The sequence below is a fragment of the Blastococcus sp. SYSU DS0617 genome, assembly GCF_054051075.1.
Genome location: NZ_JBJHAO010000011.1, coordinates 21,632 through 44,761, shown reverse-complemented (window position 1 = coordinate 44,761; position 23,130 = coordinate 21,632). Strand labels below are relative to the sequence as shown.

Here is a 23,130-nt window from a genome sequence, read left to right as displayed (position 1 = left end):
GGCCGGCTCAGACGAGGCGGAGCACCGCCCGCTTGAGCCGGACGATCAGCCGCATGCCGCCGCTGTCGGCCAGCTCCCGCTGCCGCTCCTGCAGCTGGCGGCCGAGTTCCTCCAGCCGGTCCTCGCCGAGCGCGTGCGACTGGGGGAACATGCGCTGCTCCTCCTCCATCGTGTGGTGGCGCAGCGTCTTCTCCAGCATGCGGACCTCGGTGGTGAACTCCGGGTCGTCGGGTGCGGTGCGCATGACGGTGGCGAGCTGGTCGTCGATCTGGCGGTGCTCGGCGTGCGCCAGGGAGAGCAACGGCGAGACGTCGACGACGGCGGGGTAGAACAGCTCGTCCTCGATCTGGGTGTGGATCTCCAGTTCGCGCACGAGCCGGTCGCGGAGCTCCTCGCGCCGGCCGACCTGGTCGTCGGTGGTCTCGGCCAGGTCGCGGAGCAGGCCGCGGAGGACGTCGTGGTGGGCGGTCAGGACCTCGTCGGCCTTCATCGGGATGCCTCCTGGACCGTGGTGACCGCGGTGGGCGAGCGCCAGTCGGCGCGGCGGCGGACCTCGACGCGGCCGTCGCGGATGCGGGCGTCGAAGCAGGGCAGCGGTGCGGTGGACGGGCCCTGGGTGGGTTCGCCGGTGGCGAGGTCGAAGCGCGAGCCGTGCCAGGGGCAGACCAGCTCCCCGCGGTGCAGCCAGCCCTCGCCGAGGGGGCCGGCCTGGTGCGGGCAGCGGCCGCCCACGGCCTGGACCGCCCCACCGGTGGCGACGAGCACGACCGGCATGCCGTCCGCGTCGACCGGCACCGGCTCGCCCTCGGGCAGGTCGGCCAGGGCGGCGACGTCCACGAACTGCCGCGGCTCGTAGCTGCGGGCGGCGTGGTCGGTGCCCATCCCGTGCCGGTAGGAGAGGGCGCCGCCGAGCCACGCGCTGGCCAGTGTGATCGTGTATCCGGCGGCGGCGGTGACGCGGGCGCGGACGGCCTTGCCGCGGGCTCGGTCGGCGAGCGACCAGGTGTAGAGCCCGAGCGCGGTGCTGTTCAGGCCGGCATGCACCAGGCCGACGCGGCGCGCCTGGTCGTGGGCGTGCTGCCAGTCGGTGAGCCCGGTCGCCGCGGATGCGACGGCACCGGCGACGCCGACCGTGATGGCGGTGCGGGCGGCGTCGCTCGCGGCCGTGCTGCGGCCGGTCGCGTCGAGAACGTCGAAGGCGAGGGCGGCGCTCCAGGAGCCGATCGGCACGGTCACCAGAGCGGGGTGCAGCGGATGCCCGAGCCAGACGCCGTGCAGCAGATCCTGCAGCGGGCGGGCGTAGCGGCCGGTGAGCAGGAAGGTCAGGGAGACGCCGTGCTCGATCGGGTAGCTGGGCGCGTCGAGGACCTCCCAGCGCTCGACGGACTTGAGAGCCCGTTCGAACAGGCTGCGCACCGTCACGAGTCCACGTCCGGTCGGCTCATTCCAGGCACCTGCCCACCGTCCGCGTCGCGAAACGACGTCGCTGCGGGAGCACGTCGCCGGGCCGGCGCCGCGGCGTTGCCGCTCATGAGTGCGCCGTGGTCCCAGGATGTGCCGATGAGCTTCCGACTTCCGCAGTGTCTGCAGACATCCGGTGACAAGCAGGCGCTCGATCACCTGCAGACCTACTACGGCCGGCCCTACACGGGCGCCTACTTCGACACCTGGGCGCCGGCGGGGAACGACCCGAATCGCTTCACCGCCGACGACCTGATCGCGGTGAGCTTCCTGTCCGTGGTGGTGCCCCCACACGCCGCCCGCCAACTGCTGGACACGAAGGCTGCGGGGTTCGCCGCCCTGCTCACGGCGGTCGGGCCCGACCGCGATCTCGCGAGTCAGGACGAGCCCGTCACCGACGAGCAGCCCGCATCGGTGTTGTACCGGGCTATTCGCGACCTCCCCGGCGTCGGACGCACCATCGGCACGAAGCTGTTCGCCCGCAAGCGCCCGCGGCTGGTTCCCATCTACGACTCCGTGATCGGCCGTGTGAACGGGGTGGGCCGGACCCACTGGGAGCCGGTGCGGCAGGCGCTCCGCACGGACGGCCTGCAGGAGCGGCTGCTCGAGCTGCACCAGCAGGCAGGGCTGGGCCCGGAGGTGTCGGCCCTCCGCGTGCTGGACGTGGTCTCGTGGATGGAGGGCAAGGCCACCGGCGTCCAGCCCTCCGACCCGGTCGAGCTGCTCGGCGAGTCGCTGACGAACCCGGCCGACGACTGACCGGACCCGCCGTGGACCCATCGAACAGCGCCGCCACGTCAGCGGTCGTACGCACCGGCGGCGCGGAGTAGCTCGCGGGCGTGCGGCCGGTCCGGCTAAGGCGTCACCAGGTGTCGACGTTGGGCCGGACACGCCCCGGTGGCCGCGGGGTGGCCGCCACCTCGCGGGTCAGCGTGGTGATCCAGCGACGGGTGTCGGCGGGGTCGATGACGTCGTCGATCTCCCAGTGGGCGGCCACGTTCAGGCCGTGTCCCCGCTCGTAGGAAGCGGCGACGGCGGCGTCGAACGCGGCCTGCCGCTCGGCGTCGTCCTCGATGGCCTCCAGCTCCCGGCGCATGCCGAGGCGCACCGCGCCCTCCAGGCCCATCGGGCCGAACTCGCTCGACGGCCAGCCGACGGTGAACCGCGGCACCTTGGTGCTGCCACCCGCCATGGCCTGCGCGCCGAGGCCGTACGCCTTGCGCACGACCACCGTCCCGATCGGGACCGACAGGTTGGCGCCGATGACGAACAGCCGGGAGAAGTGGCGGACGGTGGCCGTCTTCTCCGACTCGACGCCGACCATGAAGCCCGGGGTGTCGCAGAGCGAGACGACCGGCAGCCCGTGGGCGTCGCAGAGCTGGAGGAAGCGGGCGGCCTTGTCGGCGGCGTCGGCATCGATGGCGCCGCCGAGGTGGGTCGGCACGTTGGCGATAACGCCGATCGGTGCGCCCTCGACCCGGGCCAGCGCGGTGATCATCCCCGCACCCCAGCCGTCGCGGAGTTCGAGCACCGAGTCGACGTCGGCCAGGGCGTACAGCACGGCGCGCATGTCGTAGACCCGCTTGCGGTTCTCCGGGACCAGGTGCCGGAGCACGCGCGGGTCGGGCGCCGTCCAGTCGGCCACCGGCCCCTGGAAGTAGCCGAGGTACTTCCTCGCAGCGGCGACGGCGGCCGCGTCGTCGGCGACCCGGATGTCGACCACGCCGTTGGCGTGCTGGACGTCGATCGGCCCGATCTCCTCCGGTGCGACCACGCCCAGACCGCCGCCCTCGATCATCGCCGGGCCGCCCATGCCGATGTTGGAGTCCTCGGTGGCGATCACGACGTCGCAGGTGCCGAGCAGCGCGGCGTTGCCCGCGAAGCAGCGACCGCTGCCGATGCCGACGATCGGGACGAGTCCGGAGAGCCGGCCGAACAGCGCGAACGCCGCGGTGTCGAGCGCGGAGACGACCGGGTGGTCGACGTCGCCGGGCCGGCCGCCACCCCCCTCGGCGAAGAGGACGACGGGCAGCCGCCGCTTCTCCGCCAGCTCGAACAGCCGGTCCTTCTTGAGGTGGCCGCGATGGCCCTGGGTGCCGGCGAGCACGGTGTAGTCGTAGGAGACGACGATCGCCGCGCTGCGCTCCCGTCCGACCAGGGCGCCGTTGACGTCGGCCAGTCCGCCGACGACGCCGTCGGCCGGGGTGCGTTCCTGCAGTTCCTCCCGGCTACGGCGGCGCTCCTGGGCGGCGAAGACCAGCGGCCCGTACTCGAGGAAGCTGCCCTCGTCGACCAGATCGGCGAGGTTCTCCCGGGCAGTGCGGCGGCCCCGGGCGTGCCGCTTGGCCACCGCCTCGGTGCGGTGGGAGTCCAGGCCCTGCTCGTGGCGCCGTCGCACCTCGGTCAGGTCGGCGCGCTCGGCGTCGAGATCCTCGGGCAGGCCGGTCGCCTCGGCGACGTCGCCGTCGGAGTGCTCGACGGTGGCGAGCACGTCGCCCTGCCGCACCGTGTCCCCCACGCGGACGGCGATGCGGTGGACGGTGCCGCCGGCGGGGAGCGCGACGACGTGCTCCATCTTCATGGCCTCCAGGACGAGGACCACTCCCCCGGGCACGACCGCCGTGCCGGCCGGCGCCTCGACGGCGACGACGGTGCCGGGGACCGGCGCGCGGAGGGCGTCCTCGTCAGGGTCGAGGTGGAGCTGCTCCGGACGGGGCTGGGTCTCCGCTTCCGCGTTGTGCCCGGCGTGCTGCTCGGCGGCGGCGACCAGCTCGGCGACGCGGCCATCGACGAGCGTGGTGGTGGCCCGGCCGGCCAGGACGTCGGGGTCGGCGAGCAGGGCGCGGAGGAAGCCGGTGTTCGTGGCGACGCCGCGGACGTCGACCTCGGTCAGTGCGCGACCGAGGTGGCGCAGGGCATCGGCGAGATTCCCCTGCCGCTCGGAGACGACCACCTTGGCCAGCAGCGAGTCGTAGCGGGGGCTGTGCGCGGCGCCGGGCCGGGCCGCGGTGTCGACCCGGACGCCGGGGCCGCCGGGGAGGGCGAGCGAGGTGATGGTGCCCGCGGACGGGAGCAGGGTGCCGTCGGCGGCGACGGTCTCGGCGTTGACGCGGGCCTGGACCGCCCAGCCGAGCGGCCGGGGCGCTCCGGCGGCGAGGCCCAGGTCGGTGAGGGTCGCGCCGGTGGCGACGCGCAGCTGCAGCCGGACCAGATCGAGGCCCGAGGTCTCCTCGGTGACGGTGTGCTCTACCTGCAGGCGCGGATTGCACTCCAGGAAGACGTAGCGCTCGGGGTCGTCGGCGGAGACGAGGAACTCGACGGTGGCGAGGCCGCGGAGCCCGACCTCCGCGGTCAGCCGGGCGGCCGCGTCGTGCAGCCGGGCGCGCACGTCGTCGGGCAGGAAGGGCGCGGGCGCGATCTCGATGATCTTCTGGCGGGAGCGCTGGAGCGAGCAGTCCCGGTCACCGTGGACGACGACGTTCCCCCGGGCGTCGCCGAGGATCTGGACCTCGATGTGCCGCGCCGGGTCGAGGAAGGCCTCGGCGAGGAGCGTGGCGTCACCGGATGCGGCGCGCGCCTCCGCGCCGGCGCTGCGGATCGCCGCCCCGACGTCGTCGCCCCGGCGGACGATGCGAGTGCCGCGGCCGCCCCCGCCGAAGCGGGGCTTGAGCATGACGGCGCCGGTCTCGGCCAGCAGGCCCGTGACGGCGTCGACGTCCACCCCGGCCCCGAGGCCGGGCAGGACGGGGATGCCCGCCTTCTCCGCGAGCCCGCGCGCGAGCACCTTGTCGCCGAGCGTCGCCAGGCCCGAAGCGCTGGGTCCGACGAAGACGAGTGGGCTGCCGCGCCGCTGCCCGGCGTACTCGCACGCCTGGGCGAGGTCGGGGCTCTCGGAGAGGAAGCCGTAGCCGGGGTGGAGCAGGTCGCAGCCGGTGTCGATGGCTGCTTGCGCGAGCGCAGCGCCGTCGAGGTAGGCGGCCGGGCCGCTGCCGGGGAGGACGTGGCGCACGTCGGCGGCGGCGAGGTGGGCGGCGTCGGGCTCGTCGGCCGCGCAGACGGCCACGGTCGTGATGCCCTCGGCCGCCGCGGCGCGAGCGATGCGGACGGCGATCTCGCCGCGGTTGGCGATCAGCAGGCGGGAGGGGTCGGCCACCCGGCGATGCTCGCACGCGACCCTGACGCTCCTGTGACGGCGGTCACCGGCTCATCGACCGTGGGCCCGTCACCTCCGCGCATCAGCCGGACGGGACCGGTGCACCGCGACGCCGTCCCCCGCTCCGGGCGGACGGCGTCGCGCTGGGTATCGACGGTCAGCGGCCCCGGGCGGCGTCTGGTCGGGGGCGGTGCGCCCGGTGCGGCTGGTCGAGGGGCTCCATCCGCTGGGTCACCTCGAGCTCGCCGGTGTCCGGGGTGGAGTGCCGGCCCGCGCCGGGCATCTTGAATTCAGCCGTCTCGTCCAGCAGGTGCTTGCTCACGCCGTCGTCCTTCCGTGGAGGTTGGCGCCAGCGTACGAACGGATCGGCGCTTTCCGTCGGACCTCCGGGGAACGCCCACGTCGGCTGGGACGGACGTGACTCCTGTGCCGATCCGTGTCGCGCCGGCGCTGCCGGGAGACCGGCCGGGGGATGCTGTGGCGGGTCCACCGTTCTCGAGGAGTGTCCGTGCCGCAGTCCATGCACCGCAGCCACCGCGTCGCCGGCGCGTTGGTCGGCTCGGCCGTCGGTGACGCGCTCGGGGCGCCGTTCGAGTTCGGCCCGCCCGGGCAGTTCTCCGCCCGCTTCCCCGTGCCCGCGCGCGGGTCGAAGACGGAGATGTGCGGCGGCGGGTCGCTGGACTGGGAGCCGGGCGAGTTCACCGACGACACCCAGATGGCGCTGATGGTGGCGTCGTCGCTGGTGTCCGCCGGCGGGCTGGACCTGGCGGACGTGTTCGACCGGTTCTCGCAGTGGGCGGCCGCCGGGCCGCCGGACATCGGCAACCAGACGCGCGCCGTGCTGAGCTCGGGGCTGCCGTGGGATGAGGCGGCTGCCGCGCACTTCGCCTCGTCCGGGCACGCGGCCGGCAACGGCTCGCTGATGCGCAGCACCCCGTCGGCGATCTGGTTCTCCCGCTTCGGCACGTCGGCGTCGATGGACGCCGCACGGCGGATCTCGGCGCTGACCCACGGCGACCCGGCGGCCGGCGAGGGCTGCGCGATCTTCTCCGAGTTGATGCGGGTGGCGCTGGACGGCGGCGATCCGCTCGCGGCCGTCGAGCCGGCCCTGGAACTGGTCGCCGACGAGCACCGCGAGCGGTGGGCTTCCGTGCTGGCCGAGGACTGGACCCCGGACGACGCCACGGAGTCGAACGGCGCGGTGTGGCCGACGCTCGGCCAGGCGGTGTGGGCCTTGCGCAACGGGCGCGACTTCGCCGAGGCGCTGCGGCTGGTCATCGACCTGGGCGGGGACACCGACACGGTGGCATGCGTCGCGGGCGGGCTGGCGGGCGCGGTATTCGGGATGGGTGGGATCCCGAGCCGGTGGGCGTCGGTGGTGCACGGGCGGGTGCCGGGGTTCGCAGACAAGCTGTGGCGGCTGGCCGATCTGCAGCAGCTGGCGGCGACCCTGGACGGCGCGGCGCAGCAGAGCTACGACCCGGGCGTGATCCCGCGGATCGGGCCGGCGGAGGTGCTGCCGGGCATCTGGGCGGCCAACCTGGACGGGGCGCGGTACAGCGAGAAGGACTTCGCGGTCATCTCGCTGTGCCGACTGGGCGAGCCGTTCGAGCACGAGCTGCAGCGGATGGCCTACGTCGCGGACAACGAGCACAACAGCGACCTGGACGTGGTGCTGGCCGACGTCCTCGAGGACATGGCCGCGCTGCGCGCCGAGGGCCACCGGCTGCTGGTGCACTGCCACGGCGGTGCGTCACGCACCGGCCTGGTGCTGCGCGCCTGGCTGATGCGCACCGAGGGGATGACCGCCGACGAGGCGACGGCGCACGTCGCCGAGCGCTGGCCGCACCTGGGTCTCTGGAACGCCAGCTTCACTGCTGCCCTCGAGCGGTTAGGTCCCGCGAAGGGCTGACATCTGTCATCGGGATCGGGGCGGCCATCTGCGCGGCCTTACGCACGATGACGGTCGTGCGGCAGCCCGTTGACGTACGCCTGCTTGCGCTCCTGCCACGCGCCCTTGCGGCCGCCCGAGCCGTTGAGCCCCGTCTCAACCGGCCGCCACCCATGCGTCCGGTATAGGCAGGACTTTTGGAGACTTCTTACGCCCGCGCAGAGGAGCTGGCCTGGTACTACGCGAGCGTCGAGCGGGCGGTCGCCGAACAGCTCTCCAGCAGTTCGATCCCTCGCGCACTTCACCGCGCAGTCGAAGCGCCTGCCGCCGCGACCGGCGCGGAAAGAACAGACATCCCTACCGCCATGCCGGTCCGCCACTTAATCGAGCGAGGCTAACGGAATGGCACCGGGCACGGGATCACCTCTTGCGCGCTCCCCAGGCCTCCAACTGGACGAGCACCTCCTGCCACTCCCCTGCTCGCCTCGTCGTCCCTCCGAACCGACGGATGGCATCGGCCGCGTCGGATAACTGTTGCGCAAGCGCGGACTCACGGTCGTCGAGCAGGTCGGCGTACCGGCTGTCGAGCACGTGCGCCGAGTCCCGTGAGGCCAGCATGGCAATGCGGTCCAGGAAGATCTCGAGTTCCCGACCGGCGGCGGTAAGACAGGCGGAGCGCCCTTCGTCGGTCTCGTCCGCCGGCACCTGCGGCCCCATATGCAGCGTCGTGAACTCCGGCTTCCACAGCCGGGCGGTCAGTGGCTGCTCCTCCAAGGTCAGCAGCGTGCCCATTGTCCTGCGGCGGTTGTGGTCCTCGTTGAGCGAGGCGACCTCGTGGACCAGGCGGATGACATTGTCGTCTGTCATGGACGCGCCGACGACGAGCAGATGCTTGGTGAGCAACGTGGCTTGAAGCACGCTCGCCAGGGGTCGCTGGGTGGCGTCATAGCGGACGAAAGATCGCCGGTCGAGCACAATCGAGGTGGGGCGGGCTGCGTCACCGTGCAACTTCAGCAGCCAACCCTTGCCACGTCGCAGATCGTCCTCGGGGTCGCGGTCCGGCAGGACGACCGGGATATCGCGACCAGTGACGGCCTTGACCGCGCGCTCGTACAGGTCGTCGAAGTTTGTGGTGATGACCTGCTCGGCCCCTAACGCGGCGAGCAGGACGTGCCCGAGGGCGTACCGCTGCCCACGGTCGAGAACGCCGGCGACGTGGTCGCCCAGGGTCATGTGCCTGGTCCGTCGTCCGCCGCTTGATTCGCGCACATCGGCGCTGCGCCGGAGCACCTCGGCCGCGTCCAGAGGGCTCAGTCGGGCCAGCGCTTCCGCACCCCCGGGAACGCGCAGTCGTTCGGCGAGCCGCTTGAGCAGTTCCGCCCATGTAGGCAGCCCGGCAGCAACACCGGTTCCCGCCCCCATGAAGATCGCCAACTGGCCGGCCCGCGCACGATCGGCCAACTTTCGGGCCGCGCGGTTCAACCCAGGGTCGTGCAGGCGGCCCATTCCGAGCGCCCGACGCTGGGACTGCAGCGCGGCGTAGTCCGCACGGCTGTGGGCGACAATCACCACGTCCAGCTCGTCCGGGGCGGCAGTCGCCTCTTCCAGCAGCGCACGCACCACCGCCCCGCGCTGCCGCCCGAACCCTCCCCCGCTGACTCCCATGACCGGGAGCGCGACGCGCCTCGGCCGTCCCGCCGGCGATGGAGCGGACTTGGCAACGGCCTGCAGCACCTGGCGGACCCCCTCGCGCAGCCAGGCCACGCCGTCGCCCGGTTTCGCTCCGACATGCAGCAGCCAGCGAGACCGACCGCCGTTCGCGGGCCCGTCGGGGTACAGATGCAGGTACCGGCGGTCGTCGGTGAGCCGCTCGGCGTTCTCCCGTTCGTCTCGGCCGCGGTCATCCGTCCATTCCAACGCCGGCCACCACTGCGGTCCGACACCCGCGGCCCCGCGGCGGTCGGTGGACACGACCACATCGTCACAGTGCAACGAGTCGAGGGTGCCGGGGACGACGAAGACGTGAGCAGCCACGGCGGGATTCTCGGTTGTGGAGCGCGCGAGCGGCTACTCGATGGCTACATCTGAACTCGACGGGCTCGCTTTCCCCACGCTGCTGCAGTGGGAGTCCCAACATGACACGGCCCGAGACTGGAGTCGCCCGTGCATCAAAACCACCGTGAACCCGATGGCTCGGTGCACCTGTTCCTACGCGAGACGGAAGCCGCGACGGCAACCTCGGTGCACCGACGCTCTTCCTGCGGACGTGTGCCACGCCGCACGCGGTGGCGCGATAAGCCCAGGACTCCGTCGCCCTTGATCCATCAGCGCCGTGGTGGTGCCTGTTGGATGCCCGGTCAGGCGGTCACAAACTCCTTGGACGTCCGTGCACGCATGGCGCGCCCGACCCCCTCGACTATGAGAAGAGCAGCCACCGTCAGGTAAACCGCCTTCACGAGAAATTGGCCCCCGCCGCTAGCGACGGTGAGAGGGAAGCCCGCCATTGGCAGGAAGACACAGGTGTCGACGAGGGCGCCGACTGCGTTTGACGCCAACAGAGCCCGACGCCAACCCGCCGCCCGAAGTCGCCGCCACACCAGGAGGTCCGCCAACTCACCCAGCCCGAACGCCACGGCCGAGGCGAGGGCCACCGTCGGCGAGGCGAGCACCGCCGAGAGAACGATGCCAGCGGCAATGGCCCCGAGCACCCAGCGGAGACCGCCGACGCGGTCTAGGCCGTCGCGCAGGCCTAAAGCGAGCCCAGCCGCGTAGGTTCCGGCGGGGACCAGCAGCCCGAAACCGGCCGTGACCAGCCCGAACCTCGCGACCAACCAGTTGGCTACGACGACTGTGCTCAGCAGAGCCACAGCGAGGACTGGGGCAAGGATGCGGCGGTTCATGGGGAGCTTTTCGATTGTGCTGTCGGAGTAAAGGCTCGCGGACGCGTACGACAAGTCGCAGCGGCGTCAGGCGACAAAAGCTGTCAGTCGGCGTCGCGGTAGACGACGCCAGAGGTCGGCGTCTCGCTTACGGTCACGCTGTACAACTCAGGCAGAGTCGGACGCAGCCGCTGCCACAGCCAGCGCGCGAGCAGTTCGCTGGTCGGGTTGTCGAGTCCCGGAACGTCGTTGAGAACTTTGTGGTCCAGTTCCTGCTCGAGCGGCCGGAATGCCTCCTTTAGGTCACCGAAGTCCCGAACCCAACCGGTGACCGCGTCGACCTCACCGCGTAGACGCACCTCGACGCTGTACGTGTGCCCGTGCATCCCGCCGCACTTGTGGCCGGCCGGCACCTTCGGGAGGTAGTGCGCGGCGTCGAAGGAAAAGGTTCGCCAGATCTCGGTCATGGAATCCTCAGGTATTTGTGGGTCTGCAGGCTCAGCGACCATTGCGGATGCTTGAGACAAAACTCGACGGCCTGAGCGGTGTGCTCTTCACCGCAGGCGTCGTCCAGGGGTTGGATGCGGAAGGAGTCGAACTCCAGACCGGCAAACCTCTCCGGGGGCGCACCAGGCTGCGGATAGACGAGCTTCAGTTCGTCACCCTTGGTCAAGACGAGCGGCGCGCCGGCCTTCGGACTCACACAGATCCAGTCCAGCCCGGCCGGGGCCGGCTGGGTTCCATTTGTTTCGACGGCCACCTCGAACCCTCGACCGTGCAAGGCATCGATCGCCGGTTCGTCGAGTTGAAGCAGTGGTTCTCCGCCCGTGCAGACCACGTACGGGCGGCCGCCACCAGGCCAATGGGACGCGACCGCGTCGGCAAGAGCGTCGGCTCCCCGGTACTTGCCACCACCCACGCCATCTACGCCGACGAAGTCCGTGTCGCAGAACTGGCAGACGGCGCGCTGGCGATCCTTCTCCAGCCCGGTCCAAAGATTGCACCGCGAGAAACGGCAGAAGACCGCGGGCCTGCCGGCGTGGGCGCCCTCACCCTGGAGCGTGTAGAAGATCTCTTTGACGAAGTACGTCCTCATCGGGAGCGATAGGGCGCGGGATCTGTCAGGCCCGCCTCGGCGAAGCCCTTGAGACGCAGAGAGCAGGAGTCACACTCGCCGCAGGACCCGTGGCCATCGGCGCGATAGCAACTGACCGTCCTTGAGTAGTCCACCCCCAGTCGTGTCCCCTCGCGGACGATGTCCGCCTTTGTCATCTGCATGAGCGGCGCGTGCACCGTGACCCCCTGGCGTCCCTCGACGGCTGCGGCGGTCGCCAGGTTCGCCAGGCGCTCGAACGCCTCGATGAACTCGGGCCGACAGTCCGGGTAGCCGCTGTAGTCGAGCGCGTTGACACCGATGAAGATGTCTTCGGCATAGATCACCTCGGCGAACGCCAAGGCGCAGGCGAGGAACACGGTGTTGCGGGCCGGGACGTATGTCGAGGGGATGCCCTCGCCGATGTCGTCGTGGCTCCGTCCGACCGGAACGTCCATCGCGTCGTCGGTCAGCGAACTTCCGCCGAAGACGTCGAGGCCGACATGGAGCACCTCGTGCCGCTTGACACCCATCGCAGTCGCAACCGCCCGGGCCGAAGCCAGTTCGACCTCGTGCCGCTGCCCGTAGTCGAAGCTCAGCGCGGAAGGCTCGAAGCCTCGGTCCTGCGCCATCGCGAGAACTGTCGTCGAGTCAAGTCCTCCGCTGAGCAGGACCACCGCCGGCTTGCCCATGCACACCTCCTTGGTCGATCAGACCCTAGGCCAACAGCATGCCAAGGTCTGCAGTTGACACGCCAGCTGGGGACGGGCCATCCGCGATAACTGCAACTCCGGTAGGTTGACCTCCGTGCGACAACTGCAGCCTCATCGCGGCGGGAAGCGACTGGCAGTTGTGGTCTCGTGCACGGCAACGAAGCGGCGACCGGCCACCAGGGACGCCATGGTGCGCCACCTGTCGCCTGGGCCTCTCAGGGTGCAGGAGTGGGCGAGCAAGCTCAACCGCCTGCCGGAAGAGCAGCGCCTCCCCTTGCGGACGTTGTACGGGGGGCCAATGTGGCAGTCCGCCCTGGAACTCGAGTCGCGAGCGGGCAATCTCGGCTACGCCGTCGATCTCTGGGTCGCCTCGGCGGGCCTTGGTTTGACACCGGCCGACCACCTAGCCCCCGCCTACGAGGCCAGCTTCTCCGCCGGTCCCGACCAGGTGGCCGAGGATCGGCTCGGACGGCGGTCGTGGTGGAACGACTTGCGTGCGACCGACTTCCTCGACCGACCGACGGTCGATCTTCGCGCCATCCGAGAGCAAGCGGACCAGGTCCTGCTCGCCCTGTCCCCGAACTACTTGGATCCGCTGCGTGACCAACTCGTGCGCCTGGCCGACGACGAAAGAGTCGCGGTGGTGTCGAGCCATCGGCCGACGGAGACCTCCCCTGTGTCCAGTCGGGGTCTGCGTCAACGACTGGGTGGTACTCAGGTGACTTTGAACGCGCGCGCCGCCGCCAAGTACCTGGAGTTGACGGACGGCGCACCCATCGGTAGCGCTAGCGCTCACGAGCGGTGGACGCACTGGTCGGAAGGCAACCGACTGTCCGAGCCGGCTGCCCGACCGGCGTTGACCGACGACGAGGTGCGGACCTTCATCCGCCAGAGCCTGGCCATCCGCAAGTCATCCCGGACGCCTTTGCTGACCGAACTGCGGCGGTCCGGATCGGCGTGCGAGCAGTCCCGCTTCGCACGCCTTTATCGAGAAGTCCAGGAGGAGCAGTGACGGCTCCCGAGAACGTGCTCCAGCGGCGCGCCCTCTCCGTGCAGCAGCCTTCAGGTACGCCGGTGTACCTGTTCACGGTGACCGCGGCGGAGTTGCTCGAGGTCGCGGACATCAGCCGCATTTCGCGCGACGAGGAAGGTCAGTTGATCGGCTATCAGCGCCCCGAGGTCCGTCGCCACGTCAACCAGATCGTTGACTACCTCGACGGCGATTCGGTGCTGTTCCCGCACGCCGTGATCCTCGCGCTCCCTTCGACCGTCAAGTTCCGGCAGAGTCGCGGGCCAGGGACGCACGACGGTCTGGCAGCTGCCGGGACTCTCGAGATCCCTCTGCCGAAGCCTGGGGAACCACGCCCTGGTTGGCTCGTCGATGGGCAGCAGCGCGCGCTCGCACTTGCTCGAACCAAGCGGCAGGACCTCCCGGTTCCTGTAACCGCGTTCATCGCCGATGACATCGAGGTGCAGAGAGACCAGTTCCTGCGCGTCAACAACGTGCAGCCACTCCCCCGCGGCCTCGTTACCGAACTGCTGCCGGAGGTGTGGACCTCGCTGTCTCCCAAGATGAGCGCGAAGCGCATCCCGAGTGCGTTGGTCGACCTGCTGAATCGGCAACCGGCTTCGCCGTTCCACGGTTTGATCAAGCGCGCCTCCACCCCGGAGAGCGAGCGACCTCTGGCGGTCGTCACCGACACCGTCCTCGTCAGCGCCATCGAGGAGAGCCTCAACTCGTCGGCGGGCGCCCTCTACCCGTACCGCAACATGGCAACGGCCCAGACCGACGTCGACGGCATCTATCGCCTCTTGCTCTGCTACTGGCGAGCAGTTCGCTCGGTGTTCCCAGACGCCTGGGGGCTGCCACCGACCGAGTCACGCTTGATGCACGGCGCAGGCCTTCGGGCGATGGCGCGCCTGATGGATCGAGTCATGCTCACGGTGGACCCCGACCAGAAGGACGCCGAGGATCGCGTCCGGCGTGAACTCGCCAAGATCGCCCCGTTCTGTCGGTGGACCGAAGGAGAGTGGGACGAGTTGGGTGTCGCATGGGACGCCCTGCAGAACGTGCAGAAGGACATCCGCATGCTGAGCAACTACCTGGTACGCCTCTACATCCAGCAGTCCCAACGGACGGCATCCGCGTGAGGTTTTACTTCCCCGACAGCCAGGACCAGGTCAGCCCCTCCTACGACTTCGTGACCGAGGAGTACTCGCCGTACCGAGTTAGGCAGCGCGACGATCGATATGCCCATGAAGTGCTGGACCCAACACCGTACGACGGAATCCTGGTCAGCAAGGCCATGGTGGACGGAAGCACTCGCGGGGCGGGCAAGTATTCGGAACCGCAGCGCTCGCGCCTCTACCGCTACGGAGCAGACGAGTTCTTCCGCCTACCGGAAGGGACACACACCCTCGGAGATTGCGGCGCGTTCAATTACGTCAACGAACCGGTGCCGCCGTACAGCGTCGCCGAGGTTGCAGACTTTTACCAGAGGGTCGGCTTCCAGGCGGGAGTCTCCGTTGACCACGTGGTGTTGGCCTACGACAAGCGCCTGGACCTGAGCAACGGACACGAGGACTGGCGTGAGCGCCGCCTCATCTCACTGCGCTACGCCGAGGATTTCCTGGACGAGTGCCGTCAGCGCGGAAATCCGTTCGAGCCGGTGGGGGCGGCCCAGGGTTGGGACCCGACCAGTTACGCCGACAGCGTCGATCAACTGCAGTCGATGGGCTACACCCGCATCGCCCTCGGCGGCATGGTCCCCCTCAAGACACCCGACATCCTGGCGTCCCTAGAAGCCGTCGCCGAGGTTCGCAAGCCCAACGTCGAACTGCATCTGCTCGGCATCAGTCGCCTGGACGCGATGCCTCGCTTTGCGGATTACGGAGTCACGAGCTTCGACAGCACCGCACCGTTCCGCCAAGCGTTCATGGATGACCGCGACAACTACCAGGTCCCGAACGGCGAACACTACGTCGCCATCAGGGTCCCCCAGGTCGACGCCAACCCATCCGTCAAGCGGCGCGTGTTGGCCGGCCAACTGGACCAGCGTGAGTGCCTCAAGGCCGAACGAGACTGCCTCGAAAGCCTCCGCGCCGCCGGTGAAGATCCTCGGCACAACGAGGAGGCCCTCGCAGCGCTCGCCGTGTACGAGGGACTGCTCGCGGTCAAGCGCAGCTATCTCGGCGATTACCGGCGCACGCTGCTGGACCGCCCCTGGGAGCACTGCGAGTGCAGCCTCTGCCGGAGGCACGGCATACAGATCACGATCTTCCGCGGCACCGAACGAAACAAGAGCCGCGGCTTCCACAACCTCGCCGTCCTGCGCGACCGAGTCCACGCCCTACCCCAGACGACGAAGGAAACCGACTGATGGCCGACCGCTACGAGCTGCGCCTGCCCTGCCTTCGGGTCATGCAGGGCCAACGCGAACTCTTCTCCTTCGCCGTCGACGGAAAGCAGTTGGGCAGGTTCGCCGCCGTGGCCCGGGTCGGAAGGGACGAAGACGCCGGCCTGCAGGGGTACCAGCGACCCGAGGTTCTCAAGCACATCCGGGGCATCCAGCGCTACCTGGAGAAGCCTGGGGCTCTACTGCCCAATGCCATCGTCGTAGCCTTCGACGACCGCGTGCACTTCGAGCCCATCACGTCCGATGCGTCGGAGGTCGGCTATGCCACCGCAGGCACGTTGGTGGTGCCCATCGACGAGGCGCAGGCAGACGGCGACAAGCCGGGTTGGATTGTGGACGGGCAGCAGCGCACCGCCGCGATTCGGGAGGCCAGGGTCGACGAGTTCCCGGTGTGCGTCGTGTCGTTCATCGCCAGCGAGGAGGAGCAGCGAGCTCAGTTCATCCTCGTGAACAACACCCGCCCACTTCCCAAGGGCCTAATCCACGAACTCCTCCCGGCCACGCAGGACGAACTGCCGCTTCCGCTGATGCGTCGGCGACTCGCGGCAGAGGTCCTGTATCGGCTGAATGTCGACCCGGACTCGCCCTTCGCCGGACTAATCGCGACTCCGACTCAACCGGACGGCGTCATCAAGGACAACGCCGTTCTGAGGATGGTGGAGAACAGCATCTACAACGGTGCCCTCTACGCGTACCGACATGCCGATACCGGGGACGGCGACGTCGCCAAGATGCTCACGCACCTCATCACCTTCTGGGCAACGGTCAAGGCAACTTTTCCGACGGCCTGGGGTTTGCCGCCTCGACGCTCGCGCCTCTCCCACGGAGCCGGAATCGCAGCGCTCGGTTACCTCATGGATCACCTGACGGAGGGTGTGCCACTCGGAGACCTCGGGAAGGCGTGCGCACGCATCAGCAAACTGAGCGACGCTCCGTGGTCATCGGGCGAGTGGGACTTCCCCACCGGTGTCCGTCGATGGAACCAGATCCAGAACACTCCGAATGACATCCGCCTGCTAACGAGCCATCTGATCAACAGAGTGGACGCAGCGGTCTAAACGTCGGTAGTCCTTTCGCGGCGCCTGTCCGTTCACCCGACGCCGATCCCTGGATCGGCTACGACGCCGCCACGCGCTCCTCGATCACCCCACCACGCCCTCCGTCACCCTCAGGAGCGACGCGTGCGCGGGGCGTCCCCGTGCTGTGCGAGTCGCAGGCTAGGTTTCGGACGTCACAACGTCGGAACTGGAGGCGGCCTTGCCAGCGAGGGCAGGACTCAGCGTAGGGACAATGGTCGTCCATCCAGGGGTTGCAAGTGCGGCGCGCGGGGGCGGAATCTACGGGTGCGGAAGTCGACTCGGCCAGCATGAGTCAACAGCGCATCCCATAGCGGGCCGGCATTCGGCCGACCCGACGAACATCCGACGATTCATTGTCGGGACTGCAGGATGGAAATGCGCGGTCTCGCCGGACAGGACGAACGGATGATTGCAGAGGTTCGCTGCCCGTTATGCGGAACGCATATGACATTGCGCAGCGCTCGGCGTGGCCCAAACGCCGGGTCCGAGTTTTGGGGGTGCGTGAGGTTCCCCGCCTGCAAGGGATCTCGAAGCCTTGATGGGTCGGTTCCTCAGCCCCCTGCAAAGAGGGCGCCCAAGACGTCCACTCGAACGAGTGCAGCCGAGACGGCGACTAAAGCTGCCCGCGCCAGCGGTCGTGCCGGAAAGAGCCCTATTCGGCGGGGCGATCTGTTGGCCTCGTCGGTCAACCACTTCGGCCCGGGGAAGGCGATTTCCGCGGATGGTGACAACTTGGTTCTTGAGTACTTTGACACTCCCGAGCAGAGGACTGAGGACCGCGTCCGGATGTCCGTTCCCCGTACGGGTCTGCGGCGCGTCGAACTGAAGCCTGAAACACGAGTGTTCTGGCAAACCGGTGACCGTTGGCGATCTGGTCGCGTGATCGAGATGACCCAGCACAGGGATATATCGGTGCGGGAGACCGGAGGCGACTGGGAGGGCTTCGTCCCCGAAGACCGGTTGTTCGTGCGCTGGCACCGGCCGTTGCTGGACCCTGTCGGTTTCGGGGCCGGCGGTCTGCTTGAGTCGCCCCTTCTCGCAGACATGCGGAGGCCGTTCCTCCAGGCGATACTTCGCCAACGCGCTGCCGCCCGCGGAATGCGAGGCGCGTTATCGAGTGCGATCGAACTCCACGATCATCAACTTGAGACTGCGTGGCGCATCTTGCAGGACCCTGTGCAGCGCTATCTTCTCGCGGACGAGGTGGGCCTTGGCAAGACGATCGAGGCCGGTATCGTGTTGCGCCAACTACTTCTCGACAACCCGGAACTTTCGGTTCAACTTGTTCTACCGCCGTTCCTCATCGGCCAGTGGAGACACGAACTCGAAGACAAGTTCTTCCTCAAGGACTTCCCTGATGCTGACGTTCGATTTGCCCGTAACGATGAGCCGGAGTCGTGGAGTGCAGCCGACCTTCTGATCATCGACGAGGCCCACAACCTCGCGGGCCTTGCCAACAGCGACCGACCGGACCTCGCGGCGCGTTTCGTGGGCCTGGCGCAGATCGCGAGCAAGACGCCGAAGGTGCTCTTGCTGTCTGCAACGCCAGCACTCAACAACGAACCGGTGTTCCTCGAGATGCTGAGACTGCTCGACCCTGCCATCTACGCCGACGTATCCGTAAAACAACTGCGTGGACGTCTCGCGGCGCGGGCCGGGCTCGGCCGAATCTTTCTTGGTCTCCAGCCTGGTCTCCCCGCCGTTCTCCTTCGCAAAAGGCTGGCCGAACTCGGCGAGGAACTGCCCGGCGACGCCGATGTCGAGCTTCTTCTCAGCGCGGCTTCAAGCGCCTTGGACTCCGGGGATCGTGAAGCGCTCAAGACGAGGATCGACGGTCTCAGAATGCATGTTGCCGAGGTGTATCGCGTCCATCGACGCATGTTGCGCACCCGTCGCACCTCTGCGCTCGAGGCGACCTATCAGGTCACGGGGCGACGAGCGGCGGAGCCGCTCGTCATCCAGTCGGACCTCCTCACGGAAACAACGAGGCTCTTAGAGGCCTGGCGTCAGGAGGCACTTGCAGCGCACGAGGATGACCCGTCGACCTTGGACGACGTCGCCTGGGCATTTGCGAAGGCCGTAAACCTTGCTTTCGACCCCGAGGCCCTTGGGCAATGGGCACAGTGCCGGACGGCAGCGACACTGGGCGAGCAAACTGCACTCGACCGCATGGTGCAAGACCTGGCGTTCCGGGACCGTCGAGATGGAGTCGCACGCCCGATCGCGGACGCACTGACCTATCATTTCAAGGCCAAGGACAAGGTGGTCGTCTTCTGCGCGACCCCGGACCTTGTTACTGACCTCGCCGACGAACTCGGAAACCTCCTGGGGAGTTCGTCGGTGGTCGTGCATCGGACGTCGGATCTACCCGGGCAGATCGAGTCGGCGATTCGGAAGTTCGAAGGCGCACGGGGAACTGCCATCCTGGTCGCAGATTCGTCGGCCGAGGAAGGCCGCAATTTCCAGTTCGCAGATCTCCTTGTCCACGTGGGACTACCGGCCGACGCGAACCGGTTGGAGCAGCGAATCGGGCGTTGCGATCGCTGGCAGATCCATGACGCTTCGGGCCAGTGGCGCTCGCTGTTAGTTACTGAACCGGACTCGGAGGGCTCCTTCACCGGCGCTTGGACGCGCATCCTCGAGGAGGGCTTCGGCGTTTTCACCTCCTCTATTGCGAGTTTGCAGTTCGCCGTCGAGGCGGCAACTCACCGCGCCTGGCAGAGGCTCGTCCGCGATGGCGTCATGGCATGCGACTCCATCATCACCGAAGTCCGAGCCTCGCTAGAGGCCGAACTGGACCGTGTCCGGGAACAGGATGCTCTCGATAGCATCGAGTCCGGAGGGCAGCGCGGAGCGATCTACCGCCAACTACAAAGCTTCGAGTCTGGGGAAGCCGGGTTCGGCGACCTGACTCACGCGTTGCTCGCCGCAAACTCCGCGCCCGGCAACCTTCGATTTCGAGTGATTTCGGACCCGAGATCCGGCGTCGGTGGCTATGACGCGCTGACGCGCCTTCCCGGTAAGCAACTCCAGATCCCACTCGTCTCTGTAGAGCGACTTGAGCGTGACTTCCTTCCCATCCGCGACCAACGCGGCACCTTCCTCCGCCGAATCGCTGTGCAGCAGCCAGACACCCATCTGTACCGCTATGGCGACACGTTCATTGACGCGGTGTCGGATTTCCTACGGCACGACGACCGCGGACGCGCGTTCGGGATGTGGCGATGGATACCCGACTGGGAGCGTGGCCTCATGATCGCCTATCGCTTCGACTACGCCGTTGAGGCACGGCCCACCAGTGGCGAACGCAGCACGGCCGCACGCGCCACACTGATGCACCGCGCCGACGGATTGTTCCCGCCTCTTATCGTCACGGTGTGGGTCGACCAGCACGGCCACCAGATCGCAGACGCTAAATTGCTCGAAACACTGGAGTCGCCGTACATCAAGCCGGGGAACGGGTCACCTGGAGGCGACTTTTCTCTAAGCCGCAAGCGCATCGGAGCGGCTTACAAGGTCACTCCCGCCGCCGAGTGGTCACAGAGGTGGCGCTCTGCGGAGGGTGTTGCAGCGAAGTCCGCCTTGAGCCTCCCGGAGGTCAAGAACGCTATCGCGACAGGTCTAGCAAATGCTCGAATCGACTCGGAAAGGCGTGTTCGGCAACTGAAACTCCGTGCTGTTCGCTCTTCGGTTGGCGAAGGCAGGGCCCTCGAGGAGGAGGCGGCATACGAGAAGGAGGCGGGGCAAACCCTTGCTGTGGCGATTGAGGCGCCCAGGCTTCGACTCGACGGGACGGGCGTCGTCGTGCTCTCGGGTGACGAACTGGAGTTGGACGACGGCGCATGACGATCCAGTTCGAGATCGCCCAAAGGGCAATCAACGGCGACCTCGCCGCGCGCGACAGACTCACCGGGCCACATCGTCGTCTCGTCGATGCCTGGTTGTCTGACCAGTCAGGCCCCGCGATTGCCGGCGACGTCGCAGCCCTCATTTCTCAGGTACTTAGGCATGAAAGGGATGTTGCGTCGGTCCCCGCGCCGCGAATCCGACTCGGTTTGGACGATCGCGGGATCGCCACGACTCTCCTCGCCCGGAGCAATCTCAACTGCACGCGTTTCGGCTTGACCGAGCACTCCGTCACGCTGGGGGAAAACTGGACTCCTGAGTGGCTCCACGGTGATCCGCGATGGATCGACGTCGCCTGCGCGAGTCCTGGACCATTCCTTGGCGGCACGTCCGAGGAGGTGACCACCTACGCACGTCCGGACATGCCGGTTGATATCGATCCCGCACTGAGTGCAGTGGCTTCCGGGCTAACCCAGTACCGGTCGAAGACACAAGCAAGCGCGGTCCGCACCGCAGCGCTCGCGGATCCGAAGTCAACGCTCCACGTCGTGTTGCCGACCGGAACTGGCAAGTCCCTCGTCGGCCTCGCACCGGGCCTACTTCGTGCCGGCGGGAACACCATCGTAGTGGTGCCGACAATCGCCTTGGCTCTCGACCAAGAACGCACACTCCATGAGCGATTCCCCACTGCTGGATTGCCCGCCGAACTTGCGTTTTACGGAGACCGCACGGACGGCGGCAAAGAACTGATCCTGCATCGCCTTCGGGCGGGGACCCAAAGGGTGTTGTTCACGTCACCCGAGGCGATGGTGAGCGGCCTCGCTGACGCTCTTCACGCGTTGGCGACCCGAGGGGGACTCACCAGCGTTGTGATCGATGAGGCACACCTTGTCCGGTCATGGGGGCTCGATTTCCGCCCCGAATTCCAGCTGGTCGGGGCGCTTGTCGGCGAACTTCGTGCCATCGCGTCCGCATCCGGACACCTCGAACCCCACGTCATCCTGCTCACTGCAACACTTGCCGAGGAGGGCCTCGAACTCAACGACGCACTCTTTCATGGAACGAGCGAGTCGCTGTTCGTTGGCTCGACGTTCCTTCGCACCGAACTCCGCTACCTCATGGGTGCGAGTCAAACCCCCGAAGAGCGACTCGATCGCCTCGTGGAGACGGTGCATCACCTGCCCAGGCCCGCCATCGTGTACGCCACCCGTAAGTCAGACGTCGAAGAGATCGCCAGACGACTTCGCGAGGCCGGGTTCTCCCGAACTGACGTGTTCCACGGCGACATCCAGGGCTCCGAGCGTCTCCGAGTCCTCCATCGTTGGTCGGGGTCGGATGGACCGACCGAATCAGACATCGTGGTGGGCACCAGTGCCTTCGGCTTGGGTGTTGATCAGAGCGACGTCCGCGCAGTTGTCCACGCGTGCGTGCCGGCATCACTCGATCGCTACTACCAAGAGGTCGGCCGCGCAGGGCGAGACGGCCATGCGGCCGTCGCAATCTGGCTGACGACTCCAGGCGATCTTTACGACGGGCGGAGAATCGAGGGGGCTACTCTCATCGGCGACGAGAAGGCCTGGCTCCGCTGGGAGTCCATGTACCGGCATTCGGTGAAGCACCAACCCGACGACGGGTCATTCGCACTGGATATAACGGTGGTGCCCCCCACCCTCACCTACTCCTCGGACAAGAACCGCCTCTGGAATCGCAACACGCTTACGCTGATGGAGCGCGCTGGACTCATAGCCGTTCAGCCCCCGCCCCCACCGCGCATTGAGCGTTCCCCGGGCGAGGAAGAGGCGGTGTTCGAGCGTCGCCGCTCGGAGGCGTGGGATTACTTCAACACGCACATCCAGGTTCGTGTCGCCGGCGACGTCAACCTCGACCGAGGCACGTTCGAAAGGCGGCTAGGTCAACTGCGCACGGACATCCGCGCCACCGAGCGCGCCTCACAGCAGCGGATCGACGCACTCCTAGCGCGCTCCGAGTGCTGGGCTGACTTAATCGCTGCCGAGTACAGCCTCGACGGTGCGGGACCCATGGACGCGACGCTCTCAGTCGCACCTGCCTGCTCAGGGTGCCCCGCGGAAGGGCACAGGCATCGTCCACGCTACGACGCGGCCAAGCCCGTCGTCGCGGAGGCTGCGATGCCGCGGCTATCAAGAGACGTCAGCCGCTCGCTCAACAGCCTCGCGGCCGGCGGCAACGTCGTGATCGTCGCCTACCCAGGTCGGCTGCGCCTAAAGTTGCAGAGCCTCGTTCAGCGATGCATCTCCCACGGAATCCGCGGGATTCTGGCGAGTCCAGCGTTCGCGGGCGCTCAGGCAGTCGCTACTGCTGCCCAGACATCACCCGAGGGGTTCGTGATGGTTGACACTGTCAACCCTCGTGTGCCGCAGATCGCGTTTCCCGTGCCGACGCTTATCGTGCTGGATCACGGGGACACGGCCCGTCTCTCCTGGGTCAACCCATCGACGGGGCCACTTCGTGTCGTCGTCGTTCCTGAGGACCTTGTCGACCCAGAGAAGCCCGGACAAAGGATCAAGGAATATCGCGCACCAAGTTGGGACCTCGACGACTTCCTAAGGAGGATCTGATC

Annotated in this window: 17 protein-coding genes; 8 read left to right on the top strand and 9 right to left on the bottom strand. The window is 68.1% G+C overall.

From position 1 onward, the window contains the following. Positions 1 to 7: 7 nt before the first annotated feature. Positions 8 to 490 carry a hemerythrin domain-containing protein gene (locus tag ACI793_RS13270; RefSeq protein ID WP_456606842.1) on the bottom strand — a complete coding sequence of 161 codons (483 nt, stop codon included), beginning with the start codon at positions 488 to 490 and terminating at the stop codon, positions 8 to 10. Beyond that, entirely contained in the window at positions 487 to 1,422 is a 936-nt protein-coding gene (locus ACI793_RS13265; protein WP_456606841.1) for a Rieske 2Fe-2S domain-containing protein, read from the bottom strand. Before ACI793_RS13265 ends, ACI793_RS13270 begins: the two co-directional genes overlap by 4 nt. Before the next feature lie 138 nt (positions 1,423 to 1,560). On the opposite strand from ACI793_RS13265, the gene ACI793_RS13260 reads away from it, so the two are divergent. Then, a complete protein-coding gene (locus tag ACI793_RS13260; protein WP_456606840.1) occupies positions 1,561 to 2,220 on the top strand; it encodes a DUF6308 family protein in 660 nt (219 codons plus the stop codon). 103 nt (positions 2,221 to 2,323) lie between these two features. Here the strand turns inward: ACI793_RS13260 and ACI793_RS13255 are convergent, their stop codons facing one another. Further along, positions 2,324 to 5,614 (bottom strand): carboxyl transferase domain-containing protein, encoded by a 3,291-nt coding sequence (locus tag ACI793_RS13255; protein ID WP_456606839.1) that lies wholly within the window; start codon positions 5,612 to 5,614, stop codon positions 2,324 to 2,326. Between the two features lie 157 nt (positions 5,615 to 5,771). Further along, the gene (locus ACI793_RS13250; protein ID WP_456606838.1) at positions 5,772 to 5,936 is read right to left on the bottom strand and encodes a hypothetical protein; all 165 of its coding nucleotides are present in this window, start codon (positions 5,934 to 5,936) and stop codon (positions 5,772 to 5,774) included. Positions 5,937 to 6,122: 186 nt separating this feature from the next. On the opposite strand from ACI793_RS13250, the gene ACI793_RS13245 reads away from it, so the two are divergent. Continuing rightward, positions 6,123 to 7,526 (top strand): ADP-ribosylglycohydrolase family protein, encoded by a 1,404-nt coding sequence (locus ACI793_RS13245; protein WP_456606837.1) that lies wholly within the window; start codon positions 6,123 to 6,125, stop codon positions 7,524 to 7,526. A 399-nt stretch (positions 7,527 to 7,925) separates the two neighbouring features. On the opposite strand, the gene ACI793_RS13240 is transcribed toward ACI793_RS13245, so the two are convergent. The 5 genes from ACI793_RS13240 to queC all read right to left on the bottom strand — a co-directional run bounded on the left by ACI793_RS13240 (position 7,926) and on the right by queC (position 12,169). Next, positions 7,926 to 9,539 carry an SIR2 family protein gene (locus ACI793_RS13240; RefSeq protein ID WP_456606836.1) on the bottom strand — a complete coding sequence of 538 codons (1,614 nt, stop codon included), beginning with the start codon at positions 9,537 to 9,539 and terminating at the stop codon, positions 7,926 to 7,928. A gap of 323 nt (positions 9,540 to 9,862) precedes the next feature. Continuing rightward, positions 9,863 to 10,405 carry a VUT family protein gene (locus ACI793_RS13235; RefSeq protein WP_456606835.1) on the bottom strand — a complete coding sequence of 181 codons (543 nt, stop codon included), beginning with the start codon at positions 10,403 to 10,405 and terminating at the stop codon, positions 9,863 to 9,865. Positions 10,406 to 10,488: 83 nt separating this feature from the next. Further along, a complete protein-coding gene (gene queD / locus ACI793_RS13230) occupies positions 10,489 to 10,851 on the bottom strand; it encodes a 6-carboxytetrahydropterin synthase QueD (RefSeq protein WP_456606834.1) in 363 nt (120 codons plus the stop codon). Further along, complete coding sequence (gene queE, locus ACI793_RS13225) at positions 10,848 to 11,480, bottom strand: 7-carboxy-7-deazaguanine synthase (RefSeq protein ID WP_456606833.1); 633 nt, start codon at positions 11,478 to 11,480, stop codon at positions 10,848 to 10,850. The genes queD and queE overlap by 4 nt, the downstream gene beginning before the upstream one ends. Further along, positions 11,477 to 12,169, bottom strand: coding sequence for a 7-cyano-7-deazaguanine synthase QueC (gene queC / locus ACI793_RS13220; RefSeq protein WP_456606832.1), 693 nt, complete (start codon positions 12,167 to 12,169; stop codon positions 11,477 to 11,479). Before queC ends, queE begins: the two co-directional genes overlap by 4 nt. Positions 12,170 to 12,284: 115 nt before the next feature. Between queC and ACI793_RS13215 the strand changes: the two genes are divergently transcribed. From ACI793_RS13215 to dpdF, 6 genes are all read left to right on the top strand, one after another. Further along, positions 12,285 to 13,202, top strand: coding sequence for a hypothetical protein (locus ACI793_RS13215; RefSeq protein WP_456606831.1), 918 nt, complete (start codon positions 12,285 to 12,287; stop codon positions 13,200 to 13,202). Next, entirely contained in the window at positions 13,199 to 14,341 is a 1,143-nt protein-coding gene (gene dbpB, locus ACI793_RS13210; protein ID WP_456606830.1) for a DGQHR domain-containing protein DpdB, read from the top strand. Before ACI793_RS13215 ends, dbpB (ACI793_RS13210) begins: the two co-directional genes overlap by 4 nt. Next, positions 14,338 to 15,570: a tRNA-guanine transglycosylase DpdA gene (gene dpdA, locus ACI793_RS13205; RefSeq protein WP_456606829.1), complete on the top strand. Its 1,233-nt coding sequence runs from the start codon at positions 14,338 to 14,340 to the stop codon at positions 15,568 to 15,570. Before dbpB (ACI793_RS13210) ends, dpdA begins: the two co-directional genes overlap by 4 nt. Beyond that, complete coding sequence (dbpB, locus tag ACI793_RS13200) at positions 15,570 to 16,664, top strand: DGQHR domain-containing protein DpdB (RefSeq protein ID WP_456606828.1); 1,095 nt, start codon at positions 15,570 to 15,572, stop codon at positions 16,662 to 16,664. The genes dpdA and dbpB (ACI793_RS13200) overlap by 1 nt, the downstream gene beginning before the upstream one ends. Positions 16,665 to 17,054: 390 nt before the next feature. Beyond that, positions 17,055 to 20,531, top strand: coding sequence for a protein DpdE (gene dpdE / locus ACI793_RS13195; protein ID WP_456606827.1), 3,477 nt, complete (start codon positions 17,055 to 17,057; stop codon positions 20,529 to 20,531). Next, complete coding sequence (gene dpdF / locus ACI793_RS13190) at positions 20,528 to 23,128, top strand: protein DpdF (protein ID WP_456606826.1); 2,601 nt, start codon at positions 20,528 to 20,530, stop codon at positions 23,126 to 23,128. Before dpdE ends, dpdF begins: the two co-directional genes overlap by 4 nt. The last annotated feature ends 2 nt before the right edge of the window (positions 23,129 to 23,130 follow it).

Excerpts from the sequence above, each read along its gene's own strand:
- ACI793_RS13270 (WP_456606842.1), bottom strand. The coding sequence starts at position 490 with ATGAAGGCCGACGAGGTCCTGACCGCCCACCACGACGTCCTCCGCGGC.
- ACI793_RS13260 (WP_456606840.1), top strand. The coding sequence starts at position 1,561 with ATGAGCTTCCGACTTCCGCAGTGTCTGCAGACATCCGGTGACAAGCAG.
- ACI793_RS13235 (WP_456606835.1), bottom strand. The coding sequence starts at position 10,405 with ATGAACCGCCGCATCCTTGCCCCAGTCCTCGCTGTGGCTCTGCTGAGC.
- queD (WP_456606834.1), bottom strand. The coding sequence starts at position 10,851 with ATGACCGAGATCTGGCGAACCTTTTCCTTCGACGCCGCGCACTACCTC.
- queE (WP_456606833.1), bottom strand. The coding sequence starts at position 11,480 with ATGAGGACGTACTTCGTCAAAGAGATCTTCTACACGCTCCAGGGTGAG.
- queC (WP_456606832.1), bottom strand. The coding sequence starts at position 12,169 with ATGGGCAAGCCGGCGGTGGTCCTGCTCAGCGGAGGACTTGACTCGACG.
- dbpB (WP_456606828.1), top strand. The coding sequence starts at position 15,570 with ATGGCCGACCGCTACGAGCTGCGCCTGCCCTGCCTTCGGGTCATGCAG.
- dpdE (WP_456606827.1), top strand. The coding sequence starts at position 17,055 with ATGGAAATGCGCGGTCTCGCCGGACAGGACGAACGGATGATTGCAGAG.
- dpdF (WP_456606826.1), top strand. The coding sequence starts at position 20,528 with ATGACGATCCAGTTCGAGATCGCCCAAAGGGCAATCAACGGCGACCTC.